General features: G+C 40.5%; 17 protein-coding genes. 12 read left to right on the top strand and 5 right to left on the bottom strand.

What is annotated here, in order from left to right; all coding sequences use genetic code 11:
• Window positions 1–860: 860 nt before the first annotated feature.
• Together A6755_RS25055 and A6755_RS25050 are read left to right on the top strand one after the other, a co-directional pair.
• Entirely contained in the window at window positions 861–1,553 is a 693-nt protein-coding gene (locus tag A6755_RS25055) for a coiled-coil domain-containing protein (RefSeq protein ID WP_063592313.1), read from the top strand.
• Between the two features lie 37 nt (window positions 1,554–1,590).
• Window positions 1,591–4,776, top strand: a complete 3,186-nt coding sequence (locus tag A6755_RS25050) for a biotin/lipoyl-containing protein (RefSeq protein ID WP_063592312.1) — start codon at window positions 1,591–1,593, stop codon at window positions 4,774–4,776.
• A gap of 118 nt (window positions 4,777–4,894) precedes the next feature.
• Here the strand turns inward: A6755_RS25050 and A6755_RS25045 are convergent, their stop codons facing one another.
• From A6755_RS25045 to A6755_RS25035, 3 genes are read right to left on the bottom strand one after another with little or no spacing between them, the layout of a single operon-like run.
• A complete protein-coding gene (locus tag A6755_RS25045; RefSeq protein WP_063592311.1) occupies window positions 4,895–6,109 on the bottom strand; it encodes a Ger(x)C family spore germination protein in 1,215 nt (404 codons plus the stop codon).
• Window positions 6,093–7,199, bottom strand: a complete 1,107-nt coding sequence (locus A6755_RS25040; RefSeq protein WP_063592310.1) for a spore germination protein — start codon at window positions 7,197–7,199, stop codon at window positions 6,093–6,095. Before A6755_RS25040 ends, A6755_RS25045 begins: the two co-directional genes overlap by 17 nt.
• Before the next feature lie 26 nt (window positions 7,200–7,225).
• Window positions 7,226–8,791 (bottom strand): spore germination protein, encoded by a 1,566-nt coding sequence (locus A6755_RS25035; RefSeq protein WP_376708711.1) that lies wholly within the window; start codon window positions 8,789–8,791, stop codon window positions 7,226–7,228.
• Between the two features lie 684 nt (window positions 8,792–9,475).
• Between A6755_RS25035 and pbp4b the strand changes: the two genes are divergently transcribed.
• Window positions 9,476–10,849, top strand: a complete 1,374-nt coding sequence (pbp4b, locus tag A6755_RS25030; protein WP_063592308.1) for a penicillin binding protein PBP4B — start codon at window positions 9,476–9,478, stop codon at window positions 10,847–10,849.
• 32 nt (window positions 10,850–10,881) lie between these two features.
• On the opposite strand, the gene A6755_RS25025 is transcribed toward pbp4b, so the two are convergent.
• The gene (locus A6755_RS25025) at window positions 10,882–11,064 is read right to left on the bottom strand and encodes a hypothetical protein (RefSeq protein WP_063592307.1); all 183 of its coding nucleotides are present in this window, start codon (window positions 11,062–11,064) and stop codon (window positions 10,882–10,884) included.
• On the opposite strand from A6755_RS25025, the gene A6755_RS27830 reads away from it, so the two are divergent.
• From A6755_RS27830 to A6755_RS28045, 6 genes are all read left to right on the top strand, one after another.
• Window positions 11,058–11,348: an iron chelate uptake ABC transporter family permease subunit gene (locus A6755_RS27830; RefSeq protein ID WP_063592306.1), complete on the top strand. Its 291-nt coding sequence runs from the start codon at window positions 11,058–11,060 to the stop codon at window positions 11,346–11,348. The genes A6755_RS25025 and A6755_RS27830 overlap by 7 nt on opposite strands.
• Window positions 11,349–11,755: 407 nt before the next feature.
• Window positions 11,756–12,205 carry a histidine utilization transcription antiterminator HutP gene (gene hutP, locus A6755_RS25015; RefSeq protein ID WP_034306183.1) on the top strand — a complete coding sequence of 150 codons (450 nt, stop codon included), beginning with the start codon at window positions 11,756–11,758 and terminating at the stop codon, window positions 12,203–12,205.
• Window positions 12,206–12,319: 114 nt separating this feature from the next.
• Entirely contained in the window at window positions 12,320–13,837 is a 1,518-nt protein-coding gene (gene hutH / locus A6755_RS25010) for a histidine ammonia-lyase (protein WP_034306584.1), read from the top strand.
• A gap of 321 nt (window positions 13,838–14,158) precedes the next feature.
• Window positions 14,159–15,556 (top strand): amino acid permease, encoded by a 1,398-nt coding sequence (locus A6755_RS25005; RefSeq protein WP_082196652.1) that lies wholly within the window; start codon window positions 14,159–14,161, stop codon window positions 15,554–15,556.
• Between the two features lie 992 nt (window positions 15,557–16,548).
• Window positions 16,549–17,754, top strand: a complete 1,206-nt coding sequence (locus A6755_RS25000) for a quaternary amine ABC transporter ATP-binding protein (protein ID WP_034306177.1) — start codon at window positions 16,549–16,551, stop codon at window positions 17,752–17,754.
• A 4-nt stretch (window positions 17,755–17,758) separates the two neighbouring features.
• Window positions 17,759–19,489 carry a glycine betaine ABC transporter substrate-binding protein gene (locus A6755_RS28045; protein ID WP_034306175.1) on the top strand — a complete coding sequence of 577 codons (1,731 nt, stop codon included), beginning with the start codon at window positions 17,759–17,761 and terminating at the stop codon, window positions 19,487–19,489.
• A 79-nt stretch (window positions 19,490–19,568) separates the two neighbouring features.
• Here A6755_RS28045 and A6755_RS24990 read toward each other — a convergent pair whose 3' ends face one another.
• Window positions 19,569–19,751, bottom strand: coding sequence for a hypothetical protein (locus tag A6755_RS24990; RefSeq protein ID WP_034306173.1), 183 nt, complete (start codon window positions 19,749–19,751; stop codon window positions 19,569–19,571).
• Window positions 19,752–20,062: 311 nt separating this feature from the next.
• Between A6755_RS24990 and A6755_RS24985 the strand changes: the two genes are divergently transcribed.
• The 3 genes from A6755_RS24985 to yukD all read left to right on the top strand — a co-directional run bounded on the left by A6755_RS24985 (window position 20,063) and on the right by yukD (window position 22,144).
• Complete coding sequence (locus A6755_RS24985) at window positions 20,063–20,977, top strand: nucleoside hydrolase (RefSeq protein WP_063592684.1); 915 nt, start codon at window positions 20,063–20,065, stop codon at window positions 20,975–20,977.
• 541 nt (window positions 20,978–21,518) lie between these two features.
• A complete protein-coding gene (locus A6755_RS24980; RefSeq protein WP_034306171.1) occupies window positions 21,519–21,809 on the top strand; it encodes a WXG100 family type VII secretion target in 291 nt (96 codons plus the stop codon).
• Between the two features lie 95 nt (window positions 21,810–21,904).
• Window positions 21,905–22,144, top strand: coding sequence for an ESX secretion system protein YukD (gene yukD, locus A6755_RS24975; protein ID WP_053537134.1), 240 nt, complete (start codon window positions 21,905–21,907; stop codon window positions 22,142–22,144).
• Window positions 22,145–22,202: the final 58 nt, after the last annotated feature.

Here is a 22,202-nt window from a genome sequence, read left to right as displayed (position 1 = left end):
GCTTTTTTGTTCGGGTTTTTATTGAAAGATGAATGGGGAGCATGTGTAATCATTTCAAGTTGATCTCGTTGAATAGAATGATGTTTCGAAAGCATCCTCATCACCTCAAGTTTTAATAGATCTATTTTAAAACAAAAAAGACTGTAGGCAAAAGGAGTTCTATCCAAATTTTTAAACATAGTTGATTGGAGCGAGTGCCTACGTTCCAATCAACGTCTAAATTTGTACAAGCAAAAAAACTGTAGACAAACTCGATTTTCATCGAGTTTGTCTACAGTCTGAGGCCTCCCACAGTTTACTGAGGGGAGGCCTTTTCTTATCAAGGAATCCGGAGGTTTACCCTAGTCATTTCAACCCACTTAAACAACATGATCATACCGAATATTATTAAGTGGTACTCATAAGGTAGTATATCGGATTGAGGAAAAATATGAATTCGGATTAGATATAAACAATAAAAACAGTTAAAGAAACTAAGCATTTAAGGGGAAGATTAACCTGTTAAAGGAATTCTATGTTTGTTATACTCTTGACGCTGATGTTAAGTGGGAGAAAATAAAAAAAGGATTGAGCAGTAAAAAAGAGGATGTTTTACAAGAAGTCTTAAAAAGGATGGAACACTGTGAGTATTTAATAGTGAAAAGTGAAAGTAAGCATCATATTATTCATACATCTTTAATACGTTATATACGTATTTTTGATAAGAAATAAGTAATCTCACCACTGATATCTTGGTATATAAGTTATGGTTGTATTCTCCTAACAGTCTATCTGGGAGGGGATTTTTCTATGGCGAAAAAAGGGAACTCTTTCATGCATATACAGAGCGATTGGTTAACACTTTTGAAAGGAGTGTAAAGATGAATAAGGAATGGGATGATGGTTTTATTGAGGCATTAATGGTTTCCCTACAAGACGAAAGAGTCATTGAAAAGATACAAGCAATAGCAGATGCGGGCTCGTATAGTCAGTCGGGGGAGCATAAGGAACTGCTGAAAGAAAAAGAAAATGAAATAGCAAAACTTCAACAAGAGCTTGCCTCGAAAAAAGCAGAAATTAGTGAGTACCAAATAATGATCCACCATCTGAATGAGAAAATGGAATCCTATTATAATGAATTGCAAAAGAGAAGAGCGGACTATCGGGAAGCAGAAAAACTTTACGAAGCTGTTCAACAATTATCCGAAACCACTAAAAGTTCCTTGAAAGGAATCTTCAAGGGCGGTTCCGTGCAGGAATTTATAGTCTGTGGCGTACAATATGAAAACATTTCATCTTTGTGGGATTTTATCAAAAACGAGATTATGGAAGGACGGGAGCAGGAAAGAGAGACTTTGCTCGCCCTTTTTCTGTATTTCTTTCAAGAGTACAGTAAAACATACGATACCCCTTTATATAAAATACAGGAAGTGAAAATGAATGAGGTCTTCAGGGAGGACTTGTACATAAGGGCCCTCAATAGCAAAATATCCGGGAACATCATGGAAGTCCTGCTGCCAGGATATATAAGCATTAATGGTAAAACCATTAAAAAAACCGTTGTGAGAATCTAGCAGGCGAAACAGAGAATGATAGTAAAGGAGAAATACAATGACATCGATTATTATCCCAGAGATTGAAGAAGGCATTGAAAAAATCCTTCTTGTGCAATGGTATAAACAGCCAGGCGAGTATATTACGGTGGGCGAAAGCTTAGCCAAATTCAGCTGTGAGGGCATCGAATTTGACCTCTTTTCAGAAAAAGAAGGTACCCTTAAAGAATTGAACGTAGCGGAGGACACTATAGTCAAGATTGGTGACCTGATATGTTATTTGGATTCTGGTGATGCAATTTCTGAAGAATTATTAAAAGAAGTTGAAAAACAAGAAACGAAGGAAGATAAAGAGTCGATTGAGAACGTAACAAGCTTAGCTGAAAAAAATAACATAGACAGTTCCATATACTTAATGAATAAGAACGAAGAGCAGGTTCTATTCTCAACGGATTCCCAAACCGTTCCGGTCTCTGCCATTTCAATGACTTATAAAGAAGTGAGATCGTTGATCAGCCATTTATATCAGAGTGCAGAAGAAACCTTCTTCAAGGATGAAGCGAGCTTCTTTCAAGACATTAAAAAGATGCTCCGTTCCAGATGGGTTTACATGAATAATGGGAATATTATATATGATCACAACATCGCAGCGGTATTTCCTTATAGAAAATACTATGAATTAATGGACGAGGATTTTGACTACAAAAAGCATCTGGACGTTTCCGGTTTTAAAGGTGATGCCATGACGAGGGAAGAGGCTGCGAAAAGTTTCAATACAACCGATCACCCTGTATATAAGAGAATATTAACTTTAGACGATTATTCCGCGAATAAAAATCCTTCCATTTCAAGGATATTTGCCAATCAAACGGCTAACTCTTCTAAATCGATAGCGTTTAAATCCAACGGGTACGACATTCAAAGCTACGATGTAGTAAATCAAAAAAACAATTTGCTGGGAAAAGGATTTTTCGTTCCCGTCTTCCGTTTAAATGGGGAAAATGCTTTTGAAATCAATGACCGAAAGGCTCTCCATCTTTGGCTGGAAAACCGGTTAGTTCCAAGCGGATTAAGCGCAGAACGCCAGAAGGAGTATGATTATTTGCTGGAATTGTATCAATTAAAGGAATTAGATCATGAAAGTTTTCTTAAAGAATTGCCATCGATCGCTATCGATTCCAACACGTTTTATGAGAAGCTTTTAAACTCTGAAAAAGTAAGGGCTGATATTGATACATATGATGATAAGATGCTAACAGATCCAAACCGGGGACATTGGGATTTATGGCCTGTCACCTCTGATGAAAAACCTTTAACGATAAAGCTGAACGAAGAAATAATGGCCAGAAACCCTAAAATGGATATTAGGGAGGACGGTATAGTCGGCATAGATTTTGGAACGAAAAGTACAGTTGTCGTTCATCAAGAAGAAAGTGATGTTACTCTTCCCATGCGTATTGGGGTTGGCTACCTAAACACGGAAGTACAAGACTGGCATTATGAAAATCCAACTGTGATTGAATTTATTGATTTAGAACATTTCCTGGAGCTATATCAAGAAAAAAAAGGAAGACCGGATACAAGGTGGCAGGATGTGACGGTTTCCCACAATGCACTTAACAACTTGATGAATGGAAAGAGTGACCATTATTATTCCATATTGAATAATCTAAAGCAGTGGGCTGGGGAAAAGAATAACGAACTCCGATTAAAAGACAAGAGGGGATATGCCGTTGTACTGCGTTCCTTTTTGGACTTAACCGATCAGGAAATCAACCCAATCGAGTTGTACGCCTATTACCTCGGTTTGTATATCAATAACCAGAACAATGGAATTTACCTCGATTACACCTTATCTTTCCCGGTGACGTATGAAAAAGAGGTAAGGGAAAAAATTCTAACGTGTTTTGAATGTGGTTTAAAAAAGACACTTCCTATGCCGATTCAGCAGGATGAAGAATTAATGAAAAAGTTTCGTGTCACCGCTGGGGCGAGTGAACCTGCTGCCTATGCCGTTTGTGCGTTACAGGAATACGGATTTGAACCGGAAGAGGGTGAAAAAACGTACTACGGTGTGTTTGACTTTGGTGGAGGAACGACAGATTTTGATTTTGGGATTTGGCGTGAAGCGGGCTTGAAAGAAAGCAGATACGATTATGTCATTGAGCATTTTGCAGCGGGCGGGGATCGGTATTTAGGCGGTGAGAACATGCTGGAGCTTTTGGCGTTCCAAGTGTTTAAAAACAACCAAAGAACAATGCGTGAGCTAAACATTCCTTTTACCCTCCCAGCGGAATGTGTGAAATTTCCCGGAAGTGAAACATTGATTAATGAGTCACAAGAATCCTATTTAAATACGAAACAATTGGTGGAAAAATTAAGGCCGCTTTGGGAAAGACATGAACGGTATGAAGAACAGTTTGGAAAAGGCATGATCCGGGCAGATTTATTTGACAAAGCCGGCCGCGCCAAACTCAATGTGGAACTATTGATCGATCAAGATGAAATGGAACAGTTGATTGAGGAAAGAATCGACAAAGGCATTAAAAATTTCTTTGAGTCTCTACGGCGCGCTTTTGCCCGGTCAGTACACAGTAAAATTAATAAAGTGAATATACTGCTTGCGGGTAATTCAAGTAAATCCCCGGTTGTCATGAGTCTATTTAATAAATGGATTGAAAGGGAAGTGCAGAACACTCAAAATTGGGGAGAAGTGTCTAGTGACCTTTTTGAGATTCTCCCGCCACTGGGGACAGAAGGCGCTTATTTAAAGCAAGAAGAGAGAAACAGAGTGGTTAACCGGGATATAATAACAGCCCCTACAGGAAAAACAGGCGTTGCCTTTGGGCTTGTACAAAGCAGAAAAGGCGGAAGTATAAAAGTTATTGACCGCGATATGGTGAATGGGGAATCAAAGTTCAAGTATTTTCTTGGCATCGGGAGAAAAGGGAAATTAAAAACAATGATTGATCAAGAAGAAGAGTATAACAAATGGCATCTTTTCATTGATGCATCAGAAGAAGATTTTGAAATTTATTACACAAGCCTGCCGGAAGCTAGTACCAACCAGCTTGACATTAAGCAGGCACAGAGGAAAAAGCTTCGAATTGAGCATGTAGATGATTCAGCTTTTGTTTATATTCGGACCATAAGCCCGACTGTCATCGAATATGTTGTTGCAGACGAAGAGTCGATTTTAAATGAGGTCCATTTAAGTAAAATTACTAAAGTGGAATTAAGCTGATCTTTGGATGGAAAATCAAAAGGCCTCCCGCAGTTTACTGTGGGAGGCCTTTTCATGCTCATCGTATATGTATAAATAGTTTTCATTTCCAACATTTAATGCTAGAAGCTCAGAGGATTCACTTCTTTGATCCTCCTGTAGTTCCATAATCATTAATAGTTAATTTTACATCGTAATTGATTGGAGCCTCACTAAATCTTTGGTCCCAATCCTTTTTGACCTTATTCCATACTTTGGGGTGCTCAATTCTCAAACGATTTCCGAAGCCAGCAACGTCCGCTTTATATTCTTTTTGCATTTTTTCCAATACATTTCCCACCAAGCGTTTTACTTCTTCTTCAGATGATTTTTCTGCATTTTTTAGAAATTCATTTTTAAAAGTACCTGCTGAAACTACCCAGTTTTCAGACAGTCTCCCCACTGATTCAATGTTTACATCAAAGGAAATGCTGTCTCTTTTAACATGTGGTATTATACTGCTTTTCATGGTCTCTATTTCATATACAATCGGCTGACCGGTTTCTTTATCAAAGCTTTTCACTACACCGCCTTTTCCCTTACCTGTTATCCATGTTACGCCCTCCAGTTCCTCCTCATTCAAAGTACCAGTCATTTTGTGCGTCTTTCCATCGATTACGGCAGCTCCGGCAAATTTGACTTGCCCATCTGCTGATAGAACTTTTTGCATCAGAAAACTAGACCCTGATTTGATCTTGCTTTCTACTTTAATATGTGACATGGGGGGCAATATCCTCGTTGTCCGATAGGCATTTTCTACAATGCCAGCCAGACGGAACGCTGGAATTTCTCCTGCTTTCTTTGTTTCCAGTGTATTGCTTGCTCTTCCTTTACTGATGAGCACAAGGCAGCTTGGTCTAAGCTCACTTTCCCGTAGATTTTGATCAAGTAATTGTTCCAACTTATACGATCTTGCAAGATTTTCACCGATAACAACCACTTTCATATGGTGAGCGGTTACGGGTTGTTCACTCCTCAATGATAATTCACGAACCATTTGATGCATGGAGTCTCCAGTTTCAGAAACATTAACATAAGATTTTTGTTGTGGTCCGGATTGTTTCGTTGTCGAACTCGCTACCTGTGGAGTGATAAATTGATAGGTTGTAGTAATCAGGTTCCTTTTTGAATAAGCTCCCCCTTGTTCGTTTAACTTTTTCTCGATGGAGGATTGCTTGGCTTTATCAAATGCCAAACCTATGCCTAAACTTTGCTCTTCAATTTCATGACTGCTCCAGCATCCTGTTAGGGATAAGAACAAAAGAACGGAGAGGGAAATGAAGAGGGGGTGTGTATTGCTATGTGATTGTTTCATGTTTTTTCCCTCCCTTTATTCTTGAGATGATAAGCAGTAGAAGCGGGAGTAAACCAAATAAAAACATTGCGACATTGCCGACGAAATCCCCTACTTTAAATAGGTCATTCATATTTTTCGGAACCATGGCAATGATGTATAGAACCGGAAGCAAGCCAAACATGAAGGGGTGAATGCTCTTTTTCGAAAGTTGAGCTAGCCCTAAAGCGGCTGCAAAGTAGGTTATGGTAAATGTGGCGAATATTTGCATGATCCAGACAACGAGCAATAAAGATTCAAACCGTTCAAAGATCAACCCGGCAACTTCAAAACTTCGGATAAGATCAAGTGTCGGCCATGTTCTCAGGACCACTCCATCAATAGATAATGCCCCGATAACCATTACGACCGTTATCACGTAAAAAATCAATGGAATGGAAACTCCAACAAGCAGGGCTTTTCCTGCTTTTTTTGGTGAATTCATAAATGGAATAAGCAGTAACATGATTTCAGGCCCTGAAAAAGCGAGAGCCGTTGTTTTTACTCCTTTTAGTACAGGGACGATTCCTTCTCCTAATACCGGACGCAGATTATCGATCTCGAATATTTTAAAGCTCATGAAGGTAACAACCAAAAAAAGGATAACTGTCAAAGGTAAGATAATTTCAAATAGACGGGCGATCGGGTTAATGCCGCCGATGATAAGATAAAGACCTACCCACATGAAAATCATAATAATTGCCCAAGTAGGCGTACCCTCCAGAAGTAAATACCTTATTACTTCCGCCATTGCACGGATCTGAAAACTGGAAGTTGTAAGAAAGTAACAGATTACAACTAAACTCAGTAACCCGCCCACCCATTTTCCAACAATATCATTGATGTATTGATAGAAGGTCTTTTCGGAAAACTGTTGGCTTAATTTGACCATGATCAGCCCAGCGGTTATAGTGATAACTCCGCCTAAAATGACGCTTATCCATGCATCTGGTGTTTGTACCTTCTCCGTAGATGATCTGGGTAGGGTGAGCAATCCTGTGCCGAGTATGAAGTTGATGACAATGACAGCTGCTTGAGGAGTTGTAATTTTGTCTTTCGGACTGAGAATCATTCTTTAACCACCCTTTCACCGATAGGTTATCCTTTACGTATGGGGTTTTTTGTATGCAACATCTTTGGACGGCGTTTCATCATCATAAGCGGCATGCGGACCATCAGGTCTTTCCACTCACTTAAGCGATAAGGAACGGCTGGACTCAAGTAAGGCACACCAAAGCTTTTTAATTTCACTAAATGGCTGGTCATTAAAAGGAAAAAGAGAATGACCCCGTATAATCCAAAAGTGGCAGCACATATCATTGCGGGAAAACGAAGCATCCGTAATGTAATCCCAATACTATAGTGCGGAATGGAAAATGATGAAATGGCGGTTAACGCTACCACAATCACCAAAACAGGACTAACGATCCCTGCCTGAACAGCAGCTTCCCCAATGATTAAACCGCCGACAATTCCCATTGCTGGACCGATTGGCTTAGGCAATCGCAGTCCTGCTTCCCGCAAAATTTCAATGGCTATTTCCATGAATAATGCTTCGATAAGTGCCGGAAACGGAACACCGGACCTGGTTCCGATAATGGAGATGGCCAGTTTGGTCGGAATCAATCCTGAATGAAATGAGATGAAAGCTATATACAACGACGGTGTAAAAAGGGCCAGAATAGCTGCGAGGTAACGAAGCATACGGATGAATGTTCCCGGAATCCACCTTTCATAATAATCTTCCGGTGATTGTAGCATCATGCTTAAGGTAACAGGAACGATCAAAACGAAAGGGGTCCCATCTAACAAGATGGCCACTCGCCCTTCCATCAAAGCAGCGACCACGCGATCAGGACGCTCTGTATTCTGTACCTGCGGAAAAGGACTAAGGTAATTATCTTCAATAAGCTGCTCTACATAACCTGATTCAGGAACACTATCAATATCAATTTTCTTAATTCGATTTTCCACCTCTTGAACTAATTCGGGATCAACAATATCCTTTATGTATGCGACAACCAAATCCTTTTTTGAACGCTTTCCTACTTGGAATTTTACTAACGATAAATTCTCGATTTCACCACTGCATCTTAAAAAAGATGTATTATCACTCAATGATTCAGTGAAACCGACACGGGGACCTCTGACTAGTGCCTCTGATACCGGCTCTTCAATTGCCCTTGTTTTATGTTTGGCAGTTCCAAGGAGCAGTGCATCCAAAGACCCATCAATTAAAAGGGCGGTAGAACCTGTTAGTACTTTAGATGCTAACTCTTTAATGGAGCGGACAGCTTCTATTTCACTAATGGATAACACTTCATTTTTTATGAATTCTTTTGAAATGCTCCCTTTGAGGTAGGGAAGGTTCTGTTTATATTCTGCTGAAAAATCAACCATCAATGATGGCATAATATGCTTATCAATGAGATCTTTATCCGATAGTCCATCCACAAAAATGATAACCGAGCGTATACCGGTACGCCCAAGATTAAATTCCCGAAAATGGACATCCCAATTATGGCCGATTTCTTGCTTAAGACATTCAAGATTAAAATGAAGATTATCTGTAAACGGACACGTTGTATCTTGTGAGGCAGGTGCTTGTTTGTCTTTATCGGGATCTTTTCCTTTATTGCCAATCTTTGATAGCCACTCTTTCATCATCATCACTCATCCTTTGAGGTGCGAAGCACTTTAAACAATTTGCCGATTAGATACGGAATTACAAACACAATGAAAGCCTGTATAAAAACCTGCCATTTTGGTAGGTAGGAAACAATCGTTTGCCACATTTTCATCACCCTATACTTGTCTCAGATAGCAACTGATATTCCTTTATTTCTCAAATAGTATTAATATCTTCTGTGTTTCTTATGCAATGAACTTAAAAGCCATTAGCCAAATTTAGCATCAATTCATACTTCACATTAGCCTTGTGGAAAAAGTGATTTTGAATCTGGTAGAGGAGAAATCGATGTCTGGGACTTATCCGAATGACTCATTGATTAAAGTAGTGAGCTTTAATGAACATAGGCTTTACTTCTTAGAACGGGGGATGACTTAAGCTCAAGATTTGAAATATAATTTTAAAAATATCAAGATGAAATTGAAATGATGTTAGAAATAACATATACTGAAAATTGAGAATTATTTGTAAATATAACCCTCCTTTGGGAAATTTCCGCATTAATCAATTTGGAATAAAAGATCCAAATCACAATCCGGAACATATTATCGAATTGTAAAGCCACGTGAAAAAAGGACGGAATGAATGAGAATATTATCTTTTGGTTAAGTTGTTCTTTGTTCTTTATTTTTAAAGTGATTTCAAAGGAGTGGAAAATGATGAATATATGGACAAGCTGCACACTGAGTTCAATTCTGGCACTTTCCTTATTAGCACCTTCCGTGTCTTTTGCTAATGAAAACTCAAATCATGAAGCCGCTGTGAGTAAGGAGACTGCCAGTCAGTATCCAATATTAAAGAAAGTAAATAAGCCGGAAGAAGCGGGATTTTCGTCTGAAAAGCTGGAAAAAGTGGATCAGCTCATTGAAATGGAAGTGGCGGCCGGTTTCCCCGGTGCTGCCTTGATTGTCATAAAGGACGGAAAGATCGTTAAAAATGAAAGCTACGGGTACAAACAGAAGTTTAATGAACATAAAGCTCTTAAGAAGTTTCAAAAAATGGGAAATGACACGTTATTTGACCTTGCTTCAAACACGAAGATGTATGCAACCAATTTTGCCATTCAGAAATTAGTCAGCGAAGGCAAGCTGAATATCCAGGCAAGAGTGCAGCAATACATTCCTGAATTCAAAGACACGGAGGAGGATGTGATCAAAGGAAAGGACAATCTGAGGGTTATTGATGTTCTACATCATACTGCAGGGTTTAGACCCGACCCGCAATACCATAATCCAAAGGTTTCGAAAGAACTTTATTCCCAGGAGCGGGATAAAACCATCGAGTTCATTTCCAAGACACCGCTCACATATGTACCTGGAACACAGAATGTCTACAGTGATGTCGATTATATGCTGCTTGGTGCCATTGTTGAAGAAATAACGGGTCAGCAGCTTGATGTCTATGTTGAAAATGAATTGTACAAGCCGCTTGGGTTGAAAAATACTAAGTTCAATCCTCTGCGAAAGGGCTTTAAGCCAAGGGATTTTGCCGCAACCGAATTGCTTGGCAACACCCGGGATGGCGTGATAGATTTCCCTAACATTCGTACATACACACTTCAAGGGGAAGTGCATGATGAAAAAGCCTTTTATTCGATGGGGGGCGTTTCAGGGCATGCCGGCCTTTTCTCCAATACGAAAGATATGGCCGTCCTTCTGCAGGTGATGCTGAATGGCGGGGGATACGGTAAACATACGTTGTTTTATCAAGAAACAATCGATGAATTCGTCGCACCTTCCGAGATGAATCCTACATATGGTCTTGGTTGGAGACGAAATGGCGATGCTAGCATGGAGTGGATGTTCAGTCCTCTTGCAAGCGACAGTGCCTATGGTCATACTGGATGGACAGGGACGGTCACGATCATTGATCCGGAAATGGATTTAGGGATCGTTTTACTTACTAATAAAAAGCACTCTCCGCTCGTCAATCCTGTAGCCAATTCCAATCAGTTTTTTGGCGACCTCTTCAAAACAGGAAGCTATGGAAGTGTTGTAACTGCGATTTATGAAGCATTGGAAACGAATGAATAAACGGAAATCTCCATAAAGTTTAAGACCTCCCATTAATGTCGGGAGGCCTTTTTTCTTGTTCCATCAGAATTTCTGGAAGCTTTATTCCATACAGTTTGGGCAAGGATCAGGTTTTTATATGCTCCGTCTTGATGGAGCAAATCATCATGGGCACCTTGTTCGATGATTTCCCCATTTTGTACAACGATGATGCGATCGGCATGTTTAATTGTCACTAATCTATGGAACCGAACAATTTCATGAAGGCATTAATCTGTTATCCGGGATGATCTGGGGGACGAATTGGACCTTTGTATGGGCGTTATTGCCGTGGTTGGTCGTATCGATTACTTTAGCGATTTATAAATCCAAAGTATTGGATGTTTTGCGCTTGGGTGACCCGATTGCCATTGGATTTGGTGTACAGATAGAAAAGGAACGCAGGCCTTTATTGCTGATTTCAGTCGCATTGGCAGGTGTATGCGTTTCGGTGGGCGGAGGCATTACGTTCTTAGGCTGATCGCCCCGCATATAGCCAGGAGATTAGTGGGGTGAGACATGCAAAAACCAATCTTAGGTTCCTTATTGCTGTTATCTGCCAATACATTAGGAAGAGCCATCTGGCTCCGATGGAATTGCCGGTGGGGATTATCCTTTCGATAATAGGTATTTTATCTACTTACTCGTGAAAAACATGTAATCAGAAAAAAGCCCATTTTCAAGGACACTAGTGAAGATGGGCTATTTTGCAGGCATGGTCGTTTTCTAGAAAGGATTTAGATGATGGTTGTTCGACTGCTTTCGGGAGTGATGATTCATCCCCCTAAAAGAACTATTTTAAAAAATATATTGACCGAACAGCCTGTATCCGCTTACAATAATATTTAGTTATTAGTGTATTTAGAAAATTGTAAAAGAGGTACCTGCATGACAAAGGAATTCGACAAAAGAATTGGGCGCCATGCAATCATGTACGCATTTGCGGACGAAGAGGAAGAAGTCATATTGACGAATGAACTTAAGCGGATGGATTGGCTTTATGGAAAAGGTAAAGTCGGTTCAATGGAGCTGCAGAAAATAGTTGCGGCCATTGAGACATCTGCGAAAAGACTTGGATTGGTCAATCCCGATATGTATCGTGAAATGCATGCGCTGTATCATGCGATCATCGAAGCACTCCAAGGAGTGACACGCGGCCAAGTCGAGCTTGGCGGTCTTTTGAGGACTGCGGGCCTTCGGTTTGCAATCGTTCGGGGCAGGCCGTTTAAAAACGGTGCCGAAGGTGAATGGATTGCTGTCGCCGTGTATGGAACGATTGGAGCACCGGTTCGGGGATTTGAACATGAAGCCGTCGGTTTGGGAATTAACCACATTTAAATAATTAAAAGCCTATAGTTATTTAGTGAAATAGGGGGCTGTATTGATAGACTGGATAAGTCTGTCAATATGGCCTCCTTTTGTTTGTTCAAAAAAAGAATAGGGGTGCAGGAAATGATTATGTTAACGGGCCAAACTTTAACGATTGAAGAAGCGAAAAAAGTATTGTATGGAGAAGCATTTGTCTCTGCTTCAGCCGAAAGTGTAAAGAAAGTGGAAAAAAGCCGCGAAGCGGTTGAAAATATCGTGAAACAAAAGAAAGTCGTCTATGGCATCACAACAGGTTTTGGAAAGTTCAGCGATGTTTTGATTGATGCAGAGGACGCTGAGCAGCTACAGTGGAATTTGATTCATTCCCATGCGTGCGGAGTCGGGGAACCATTTCCAGAGGTGGTTTCGAGAGCTATGGTCCTTCTCCGTGCCAACGCGCTATTAAAAGGGTTCTCCGGCGTCCGTCCTATCGTCATTGAACGTTTGATCGATCTTTTGAATGCTCATATCCACCCGGTCATCCCTCAGCAAGGTTCTCTTGGGGCAAGCGGGGACTTGGCGCCGCTTTCGCATTTGGCGCTAGTATTGATGGGAGAAGGGGAAGTGTTTTATAAAGGAGAGCGAATGGAGGCCATCGCAGCTTTATCGAAAGAAGGCATTCTTCCAGTGACACTTAAAGCAAAAGAAGGTCTTGCATTAATTAACGGAACACAGGCCATGACGGGGATGGGCCTCGTAAATTACATTGAAGCCGAACAGCTGGCCCATCAAACTGAAGCGATTGCTTCACTGACTTTAGAGGGATTACGCGGCATTGAAGATGCCTTTGATCCGGATGTTCATCTAGCACGCGGTTACCGCCAGCAAACAGAGGTCGCTGAACGGATTAGCCGCATGATCAGCGGCAGCCAGCTCATCACCAAGCAAGGAGAACTGCGGGTTCAGGATGCTTATTCCCTTCGCTGCATCCCGCAAGTGCATGGGGCATCATGGCAAACTCTTGATTATGTAAAAGAAAAATTGGAAATTGAAATGAATGCAGCGACGGATAATCCGCTTATTTTTGACGATGGGGAAAAGGTTATTTCAGGAGGGAACTTCCATGGACAGCCGATTGCATTTGCGATGGACTTCATGAAAATCGCTGTTGCAGAGCTTGCAAATATTTCAGAGCGCCGGATTGAGCGACTCGTCAATCCTCAGCTGAATGATTTACCGCCATTCTTGAGCCCTTCACCTGGCTTGCAGTCGGGAGCGATGATCATGCAATATTGTGCAGCTTCCCTAGTCTCTGAGAATAAAACACTCGCACATCCTGCAAGTGTTGATTCCATTCCATCTTCAGCGAATCAGGAAGATCATGTAAGCATGGGAACGATTGGCTCCCGGCACGCACATCAAATCATCCAAAACGTTCGCCGTGTTTTGGCGATTGAGCTCATTTGTGCCTTACAAGCGGTTGAATACCGTGGAATAGAGAAGATGGCCCCGTTTACAAAAGAGTTTTATACGGAAGCAAGAAAGCTCATTCCAAGCATTACACAAGATCGTATCTTTTCAAAGGATATTGAAGCAACGGCAAGCTGGTTACTGCAAATTGACTGGAATTCATTTATTCATAGGAGTTTACCTACAACATAATATGAAGCTCGGAATATCCGAATGAACGTTAGGCTTATAGCCCTTTGACTTGGGCTTTAAGCCTAACACCTTTATGTAAATGCTACAAAGATCCCAGAAATCCAAAAAAGGTCTATTAGAGAAAATGACCTTGAAATAGTAATAAATGCAGGAAATGACTATTGATGGAATGATCGACTTTACCTATTCGTGCTAGATTAAACATGCATTTTTGGAGGGGAATCTAATTTGGAAAATCGGCAATTGCAACCACCTGTCATAAATGAAAAAAACCAGCCGTCAAATACATTACAAAGGAAGCTAAAAGCACGCCACCTTACGATGATTTCGCTGGGCGGTGCAATTGGAACAGGGCTGTTTCTCGGAAGCGGGCCAGCCATTCACTCTGCGGGGCCTGGCGGTGCTTTGGTCGCTTACACCGTAATTGGCATAATGGTTTATTTTATTATGACAAGCCTTGGAGAACTGGCGTCATTTATGCCGGTCAGCGGCGCTTTCAGTACCTATGCTTCGCGTTTCATCGACCCAGCATTAGGGTTTGCACTTGGTTGGAACTATTGGTTCACTTGGGCAATGACTCTTGCTGCGGAACTATCTGCCGCAACGATGGTTATGAAGTTTTGGTTTCCTGACAGCTCGTCTTTTTTATGGAGTTCATTGTTTTTAGTTTTGATATTCTTATTGAATTACGTATCCGTTAAAGGGTATGGCGAAGGGGAGTATTGGTTCTCCCTCATCAAAGTGGCGACCATCATCATTTTCATAGTTGTCGGAATATTGATGATATTCGGGATCATGAACGGAGAGGCGATTGGTTTTAAAAACTTCACAGTTGGTGACGCTCCGTTTGCCGGTGGTTTTTTGGCAACATTGGGTATTTTCATTGCTGCTGGATTTTCTTTTCAAGGTACAGAAATAGTCGGTGTTGCAGCCGGTGAAAGTGAAGACCCGGCAAAAAATGTACCACGTGCAGTTCGCAGCATTTTTTGGAGAATCTTCCTCTTTTATATCCTGGCCATATTGGTTATCGGATTGATCGTTCCTTATACGAATGGCAGTCTGCAGGGACACACGATCATGGTTAGCCCATTTACGATGGTGTTTGAAAAAGTGGGACTGGCATTCGCTGCTTCCGTGATGAATGCCATCATTTTGACAGCCGTATTATCCGCAGGTAATTCGAGTCTTTACGTGACAAGCCGAATGTTATACTCCATGGCAAAAGAAGGGCTGGCACCGCGCATTTTTGGCAAACTTAACAAACGCGGCGTTCCCATTTGGGGATTGGTTGTCACTTCACTTGTAGGGATGTTGGCCTTTTTTGCTTCCATTTTCGGTGATGGAGTCATTTATATTTGGCTTATGAATGCGGTTGGAGTCACTGGATTTATATTTTGGCTCGGTATAGCGGCAAGCCATTACCGCTTTAGAAAAGCTTATATTGCTCAAGGGTATTCACTGGACGATCTCCCCTATAAATCCAAATGGTTTCCTTTCGGCCCGATATTTTCCTTTGCTCTTTGTTTCTTCGTATTATTGGCGCAAAACTATCAAGCCTTTATTGGCGATGACATTAACTGGGCCAGTGTGTTCGCTGCCTATCTTGGCATCCCATTCTTTCTGGTGATGTGGCTTGGTTATAAATTCATAAAGAAAACGAAAGTAACTCCGCTAGAGGAATGCCAAATTGATTTTGATGAACATCGGAATGCTAAATAGTTTGTATCGATAATATGCATGAACCTTGAAATGAAATGTTTGTTTCAAGGTTTTTCTCTGTATATATGACACATTTCCTTATATGGCTGCATAAAACATAACCATTAAAAAAAATGTGTGAAATCCCAATCTTGCCATGTGATTTTTAATTCTAAAATCACCTTTCCCACTTTTTGGATGATTTTAGAATTAAAAAAACTGAAAAAAAATTGTGGCCGATGTTGGGAGTTTATGATTATAGGAAGCCGAAGTGTTGGTATATCAAGGTTTTTGGTGTCTTCCATAACCTTTAGAATCGATGGCGTAAATGGGCTTTTTAGGCAAGAATTCCGTCCCGCATCATTTGAACTTATATTCATTCTTTGTTAAGGTAATGAAGTACTTTAGGGATACAGGTTCATTCCAAGTGTTGGGACTGAACAGAACCCTAAAATAAAAAACCATAATATTTCAGTTGGTATATGCTGTGTGCCTGTTAGTTTCCTCAGTTGTATTGCACCTCTTTTCCCTGCAAAGCTTTAAAATAGACCATTGGGAATCCCATAATCATATTTCTATGCGTTTTGGTGTTATACTGCACTGCAAGTATCATTCCACCTGGTAAAGGAAATGAAGTACTTTAGAGGGTAGTCGTAAGTCCATCATCAGGACAAAACTCTAAGTGGAAATCGTTTATATTACAGTTGGTATATGTTGTGCCTGCTAGTTTCCTCAGTTGTGATTGCACCTCTTTTTTTCTACTTGAAATGCTCAATTTATCACACAAAATATAATCCAAGTAAAGAATTGCTTCTTGGAAATAATAAATATAGATTATTTTTCTATACACGTAACCCCTGTGCCACTAAATAAGTGTCACTTCCGCATTTTTGAAGGGGTAGAATTTCGGTTATTTCAAGATACTTGTGCATTAATAATCATCACTCGCATAAAACGGGGGAATTCAGCAAAACTGAATATCATATGGGCAACTATTAGAATGAGGTGACTTGATGAAGCCGTATGTAGAAGTCAGAAATGTCTCGAAAATTTTTGGCAAATCTCCAAAAGCAGCAACAGACTTATTGAAGCAAGGCAAAACGAAAAAGGAAATCTTGAAAGAAACGGGACAAACGGTCGGAGTGAATAATGTTAATTTCGAGATTTATCCTGGCGAGATTTTTGTCATCATGGGCCTATCCGGAAGCGGGAAATCAACTTTGATCCGCATGTTCAATCGTTTGATCGATCCCACTTTGGGTGAAATCTTAATTGATGACGAGGATATCGTGAAGATGAACGCTGCCCGGTTAAGGGAAGTCAGACAAAAGAAAATAAGCATGGTATTTCAGAACTTTGCTTTATTCCCGCATAAAACGATATTGGAAAACGCTGAATTTGGGCTCGAAATTCAAAAAGTAGATCCAGCGAAACGTCATGAAAATGCGATGAAGGCTCTTGAGGCCGTTGGATTGAAAGGCTACGAAAATCAGCTGCCATCACAGCTTAGCGGCGGTATGCAGCAGAGGGTTGGGTTAGCCCGGGCACTCGCCAGTGATACAGATATCCTACTGATGGATGAAGCCTTCAGTGCCCTTGATCCATTGATTCGTAAGGATATGCAGGATGAACTGATTCAAATCCAAGATCAGTACAAAAAAACGATCATTTTCATTACCCATGATCTTGATGAAGCCTTAAGAATCGGGGATAGAATTGCCCTTATGAAAGATGGAAGCGTCATTCAATTGGGTACCCCTGAACAAATCATGATGAATCCAGCCAATGAATTCGTCGAGAAGTTTGTGGAAGATGTTGATCTGTCAAAAGTATTGACAGCGTCTCATGTGATGATACGCCCAGAGAAGATTGCGGTGGACAGAGGCCCGAGGGTTGCCTTGGAAATCATGCGCAAACAAGGGTATTCCAGCATTTTCGTTGTGGATAGGAAGCAGAAGTTATTGGGGGCCGTGACTGCTGAACAGGCACGTCAGGCAATGAGCAATGATCAATCGATTTCTGAAGTGATGACAACTGATATCCCAACTGTAAAAGAGGATGAATTACTTGGAAACCTCATGGATGTGATGGCGACTTCAAGCTTGCCGATCTCAGTGATCGATGATCAGAACAGAATTAAAGGAATTCTTCTTCGCGGTGCCGTCATCGGTGCTTTGGCCGGAAATAAAGATTCCTTGAATGAAATGGAGAGTGAATAATTCAATGAATATGCCGAAAATCCCACTAGGAGCATGGGTCGATTCTTTAGTGGATTGGATTACCATTGTATTTGCTGGATTATTTACACTTATTACGAATGTGATCGAGGGACTACTGGATATCCTGGTCGATGTAATGAGTGCAGGACCTTCGATCATTTTAATCATCGTCCTGACCCTTTTGGTTACCTATACAAGCAAATGGACATTGGGGTTATTTACATTAATCAGCTTACTATTGATTGATAATCTTGGTTATTGGGAATCAAGCATCCAAACACTGGCGATCGTTATTTTGTCAGGATTCCTCACCATATTGATCGGGATACCAATCGGAATATGGTGTGCCCAAAATAAAACCGTGCGCAATATCGTTACCCCGATCTTGGATTTCATGCAAACGATGCCTGCCTTCGTTTATTTGATTCCTTCGATTTTATTCTTTGGAATAGGGGTAGTGCCTGGAATCATCGCGTCATTCATTTTCGCGATTGCACCGACAATCCGTATGACCAATCTTGGGATTCAGGAAGTGCCTAATGATTTGATCGAAGCATCGGATGCTTTTGGTTCAACCACCAGCCAAAAGTTATTCAAGGTACAAATACCGTTGGCTACTCCGACGATTATGGCAGGAGTTAACCAAAGCATCATGCTGGCACTATCCATGGTAGTTACAGCTTCATTGGTTGGAGCACCCGGACTTGGGGCGGATGTCTACAGGGCAGTCAGCCAAATTAATGTGGGGCAAGGATTTGAAGCAGGATTATCCATCGTAATCATTGCAATCATACTCGATCGTATCACTCAAAACCTTCGTAAACCAGCTTACGAGCATATCGTTAGCAGGAAAATCATTTTTACAATATTGGCCTTACTAGTTGTGGGTACTGCGCTATTCGGTACTTTTACAAAAGAAAAAGCAGAAAATGGGGATGAAAACAGTTTTGCTGCCAAAGCCAATTTTGAAATCATCGGAATTGAACCTGGAGCAGGAATAATGAAGCTGACTAAATCGGCTATAGATGATTATAAGCTGGATGATTGGAACGTGGTTGAAGGGTCATCGGCAGCGATGGTTGCAGAATTGAAAAAAGCAATTGATAAAAAAGAACCAATCGTCGTTACTGGCTGGTCACCGCATTGGATGTTCTCGACATATGACTTGAAATATCTCGAAGATCCGAATGGATCCTTCGGCAAGGCTGAAAACATCAATTCCATTGCCAGAAAAGGACTTGAACAGGATGCGCCAGGTGCCTATAAAATTCTTGATCAATTCTACTGGGAAACAAAAGATATGGAAGATGTAATGGTCAAGGTTGCTGATGGGATGTCTCCTTCAGAAGCAGCAGAAGAATGGATAAAGAAAAATCAGGACAAAGTGTCCAAATGGACCCAAGGAGCACAATCAGGAAATGGTGAAAAGATCAAACTGGTTTATGTTGCCTGGGACACTGAAATTGCCAGTACAAATGTGATTAGCAAGGTACTGGAGCAGAATGGCTATGATGTAACATTAAGCCAGGTTGAAGTGGGGCCAATGTTTGCTGGCGTTGCAAACGGAAGTGCGGACGCTATGGTGGCTGCATGGCTTCCGGGAACACATCTTGAATACTATAATAAGTATAAAGATGACATGGTTGACCTTGGACCAAACTTAAAAGGAACAAAACTTGGTCTGGTCGTACCGGATTACGTCGATATTGATTCAATTGAAGATTTAAAACAATAAGAAAAAACGAGGGAATTTCTGAAATGAAATTCCCTCGTTTTTAATTTTGATGGGGTGCTGAGCTTTATAATACTAAACATCAATGGATGGTAACGAATTTACTCCTCAATTCCTCTTCCGTTACTTCGATCTTTCCTTTTAAATCTTCTGCCAGTAATACATAACTTTTCACGCCAATGAATTCAGAATGCGATATTAAAAAGAATTTTGTCCCTTTTTTATACGCAGATGGAACATCTTCAATCAACTTAAACATTTTCATCCTTTTTCCACCTTGGATATCATAAATTCGTAACGCATGTATTCATAACTAATTCGTGGCACAACTTCTTCTTTTCACTTTTTATATCATTGATATTTATGGGCGGTCAACTATTTTTACTGGTAGATACAAGTTCCGACTGTACTTGTCATTTGTTTGTGAATTACGAGTATTCTTAAATTTCTGTGGAACTGGGCTATCGTTGAATGTTAAAATTCAGTTGGAAAACAGTGTTTCTTTATAAATAAGGAAGAGATAAGAGAAGCAATGAGTTGTTAAAGCAAAAAGTGATTTTGGAAGGTGTGGAAATATTGAAACCAATCATATTTGATGTAGATACGGGGATAGATGATGCCATGGCGATGGCATATGCTTTAAATTCCCCTGAATTGGAAGTGCTCGGATTCACCACTTGCTTTGGTAACGTGCCCGTTGTTGATTCGACCCGTAATACACTTGCCGTCTTGGAGAAATTAAATAGGCGCATACCGGTATATGAAGGTGCTGACCAAACTTTGGTACGCGGAAGGAAGAAGCGGTATCCCAAGCATGTTCATGGGGAAGACGGGTTAGGAAATACCCTTCGGTTTAAACCAACCATCAAAGCATCACAAGGAAATGCAGCAGATTTCATTATCGATCAAGTGCAAAGCCGACCGCATGAAATTACGATCATTGCAGTTGGACCACTGACTAACATCGCATTGGCGATCAATAAAGCTCCGATGATCATGTCGCTTGTAAAAGAGGTCGTAATTATGGGCGGTGCCGTAAACGTACCAGGAAATGTAACCCCTTATGCTGAAGCGAACATAATATCAGATCCTGAAGCGGCACATCAGGTATTGACTTCAGGACTGCCGATTACCCTAGTGGGACTTGATGTGACGCTGCAAACATACCTACTGAAATCGAAGCTTGATGATTGGCGTGCCACTGGTAAGGAAAGCGCCGAATTTTTAGCGGAAATGACCGATTATTATATGAAAGCATATGAAAACTCCCATCCAGGTTTGGGTGGTTGCGCCCTTCATGATCCACTTGCAGTCGGGGTTGCGATTGATTCAAGTTTTGTCAGGACAGAATGGATGAACGTCAAGGTGGTGACCGAGGGTGAAGAAGCAGGCAGGACAATCGGTCAAAAGGATGGCGAACCTAGAATCCGTGTCTGTACGAATGTGGAAAGTGAGCGGTTTTTGAAACACTTTTTGGAACGGGTTATATGATTAAGCAACGTAATTGAATCATGAATGTAACATAAAGGATATTCCAAAAAAATCATTGGCAAGAGCTGGCCTGTTTCTGTTGGATATATCGATTCCCGCTATATGACAAGGATACCTGTCCAATTAAAGTTGAAAGTAGCATGGTAAAAAAGGTCCTCCATTCATTATGTTTTGTAAATGGTTTATATTCAATCAATCATAAAAATTGCTTTTCAGACTTTAATCAAACGTTTGATTAATTCCGTAGAAAAGAAATTCGAAAGTCACTAATATTATGGTGAAAGCCATATTAATGGATAATGGTTCAAAAATATTGGGTATAAAGTACTTTTTTTACCATAAAAAAGTAAAATATTAAAATTTAATTAAAAAATGGGTTTAAAGGTTTGGGAAAACAGGTACATAGACTTTCATAATGCCATATTTAGGTTTTTTTGCATAATTATAATTTACCATTTTTCGACTTTGCGCTTATTTATATGGCAGAAAATGTATGGTTCTATTAAAATGTACTATATAAGATAAAAGGAGGATTTTTTCTATGTCACAAATTCGCGTAACACCTTCGGAACTGAAAGATGTAGCTAGACAATATGATAATGAGAGCCAACAAGTAACTGATATGATTGGTCGTTTAGATAGAATGAGAGATCATTTAACTGGTATTTGGGAAGGTTCTTCCAGTGAGGCTTTCGTAGGTCAGTACGAAGAATTAAAGCCTTCATTCATGGATATGGCTCGCTTGTTGAATGAAGTTTCTCAACAATTGAATAAATCAGCTCAAATCCTTGAAGACACAGATAATCAGATTGCTAGTCAAATTCGCGGATAATCATTAGGTAAATGAGAAAAAGAATTTCTAGGAAAAAGCGCCGCGACTCTTTTTGAAGATCGTGGTGCTTTTTTGCTTTAAAAGAGGTGGATTCCATATATATTCAACTAACGATCGATTTAAACAGGTATACAGGGGAAGTATTTGATTTGCAAGTGTCAAATTACCGCTCCATCAAGAAGGTTGTGGAGATAATATGGCAGGTAAAAGATATTGCCAGTGCACCTAAAGAAGGCTATTGGGTGCGGGTCCAGAATAAAGAGTTCGTATGTTCAGGTTATGAAACCCTGCTTGATAGCGGAATTACGACGGGGGACCGCCTTGAGATCCTCTAATGGATAGGTGTGGACTCTTTATAGGAAAAAAGTCTAAAGCCCTTTAGCAGGGGTAAAG

Source organism: Peribacillus frigoritolerans, from assembly GCF_001636405.1.
GTDB classification, from domain to species: Bacteria; Bacillota; Bacilli; order Bacillales; family DSM-1321; genus Peribacillus; species Peribacillus frigoritolerans.
This window is presented reverse-complemented; position numbering and strand designations above follow the sequence as displayed.

What these genes read in the sequence shown, in the direction of transcription:
- A6755_RS25055 (WP_063592313.1), top strand. Translation starts at nt 861, where the DNA reads ATGAATAAGGAATGGGATGATGGTTTTATTGAGGCATTAATGGTTTCC.
- A6755_RS25050 (WP_063592312.1), top strand. Translation starts at nt 1,591, where the DNA reads ATGACATCGATTATTATCCCAGAGATTGAAGAAGGCATTGAAAAAATC.
- A6755_RS25045 (WP_063592311.1), bottom strand. Translation starts at nt 6,109, where the DNA reads ATGAAACAATCACATAGCAATACACACCCCCTCTTCATTTCCCTCTCC.
- A6755_RS25040 (WP_063592310.1), bottom strand. Translation starts at nt 7,199, where the DNA reads ATGATTCTCAGTCCGAAAGACAAAATTACAACTCCTCAAGCAGCTGTC.
- A6755_RS25035 (WP_376708711.1), bottom strand. Translation starts at nt 8,791, where the DNA reads ATGAAAGAGTGGCTATCAAAGATTGGCAATAAAGGAAAAGATCCCGAT.
- pbp4b (WP_063592308.1), top strand. Translation starts at nt 9,476, where the DNA reads ATGAATATATGGACAAGCTGCACACTGAGTTCAATTCTGGCACTTTCC.
- hutP (WP_034306183.1), top strand. Translation starts at nt 11,756, where the DNA reads ATGACAAAGGAATTCGACAAAAGAATTGGGCGCCATGCAATCATGTAC.
- hutH (WP_034306584.1), top strand. Translation starts at nt 12,320, where the DNA reads ATGATTATGTTAACGGGCCAAACTTTAACGATTGAAGAAGCGAAAAAA.
- A6755_RS25005 (WP_082196652.1), top strand. Translation starts at nt 14,159, where the DNA reads ATGATTTCGCTGGGCGGTGCAATTGGAACAGGGCTGTTTCTCGGAAGC.
- A6755_RS25000 (WP_034306177.1), top strand. Translation starts at nt 16,549, where the DNA reads ATGAAGCCGTATGTAGAAGTCAGAAATGTCTCGAAAATTTTTGGCAAA.
- A6755_RS28045 (WP_034306175.1), top strand. Translation starts at nt 17,759, where the DNA reads ATGAATATGCCGAAAATCCCACTAGGAGCATGGGTCGATTCTTTAGTG.
- A6755_RS24990 (WP_034306173.1), bottom strand. Translation starts at nt 19,751, where the DNA reads ATGAAAATGTTTAAGTTGATTGAAGATGTTCCATCTGCGTATAAAAAA.
- A6755_RS24980 (WP_034306171.1), top strand. Translation starts at nt 21,519, where the DNA reads ATGTCACAAATTCGCGTAACACCTTCGGAACTGAAAGATGTAGCTAGA.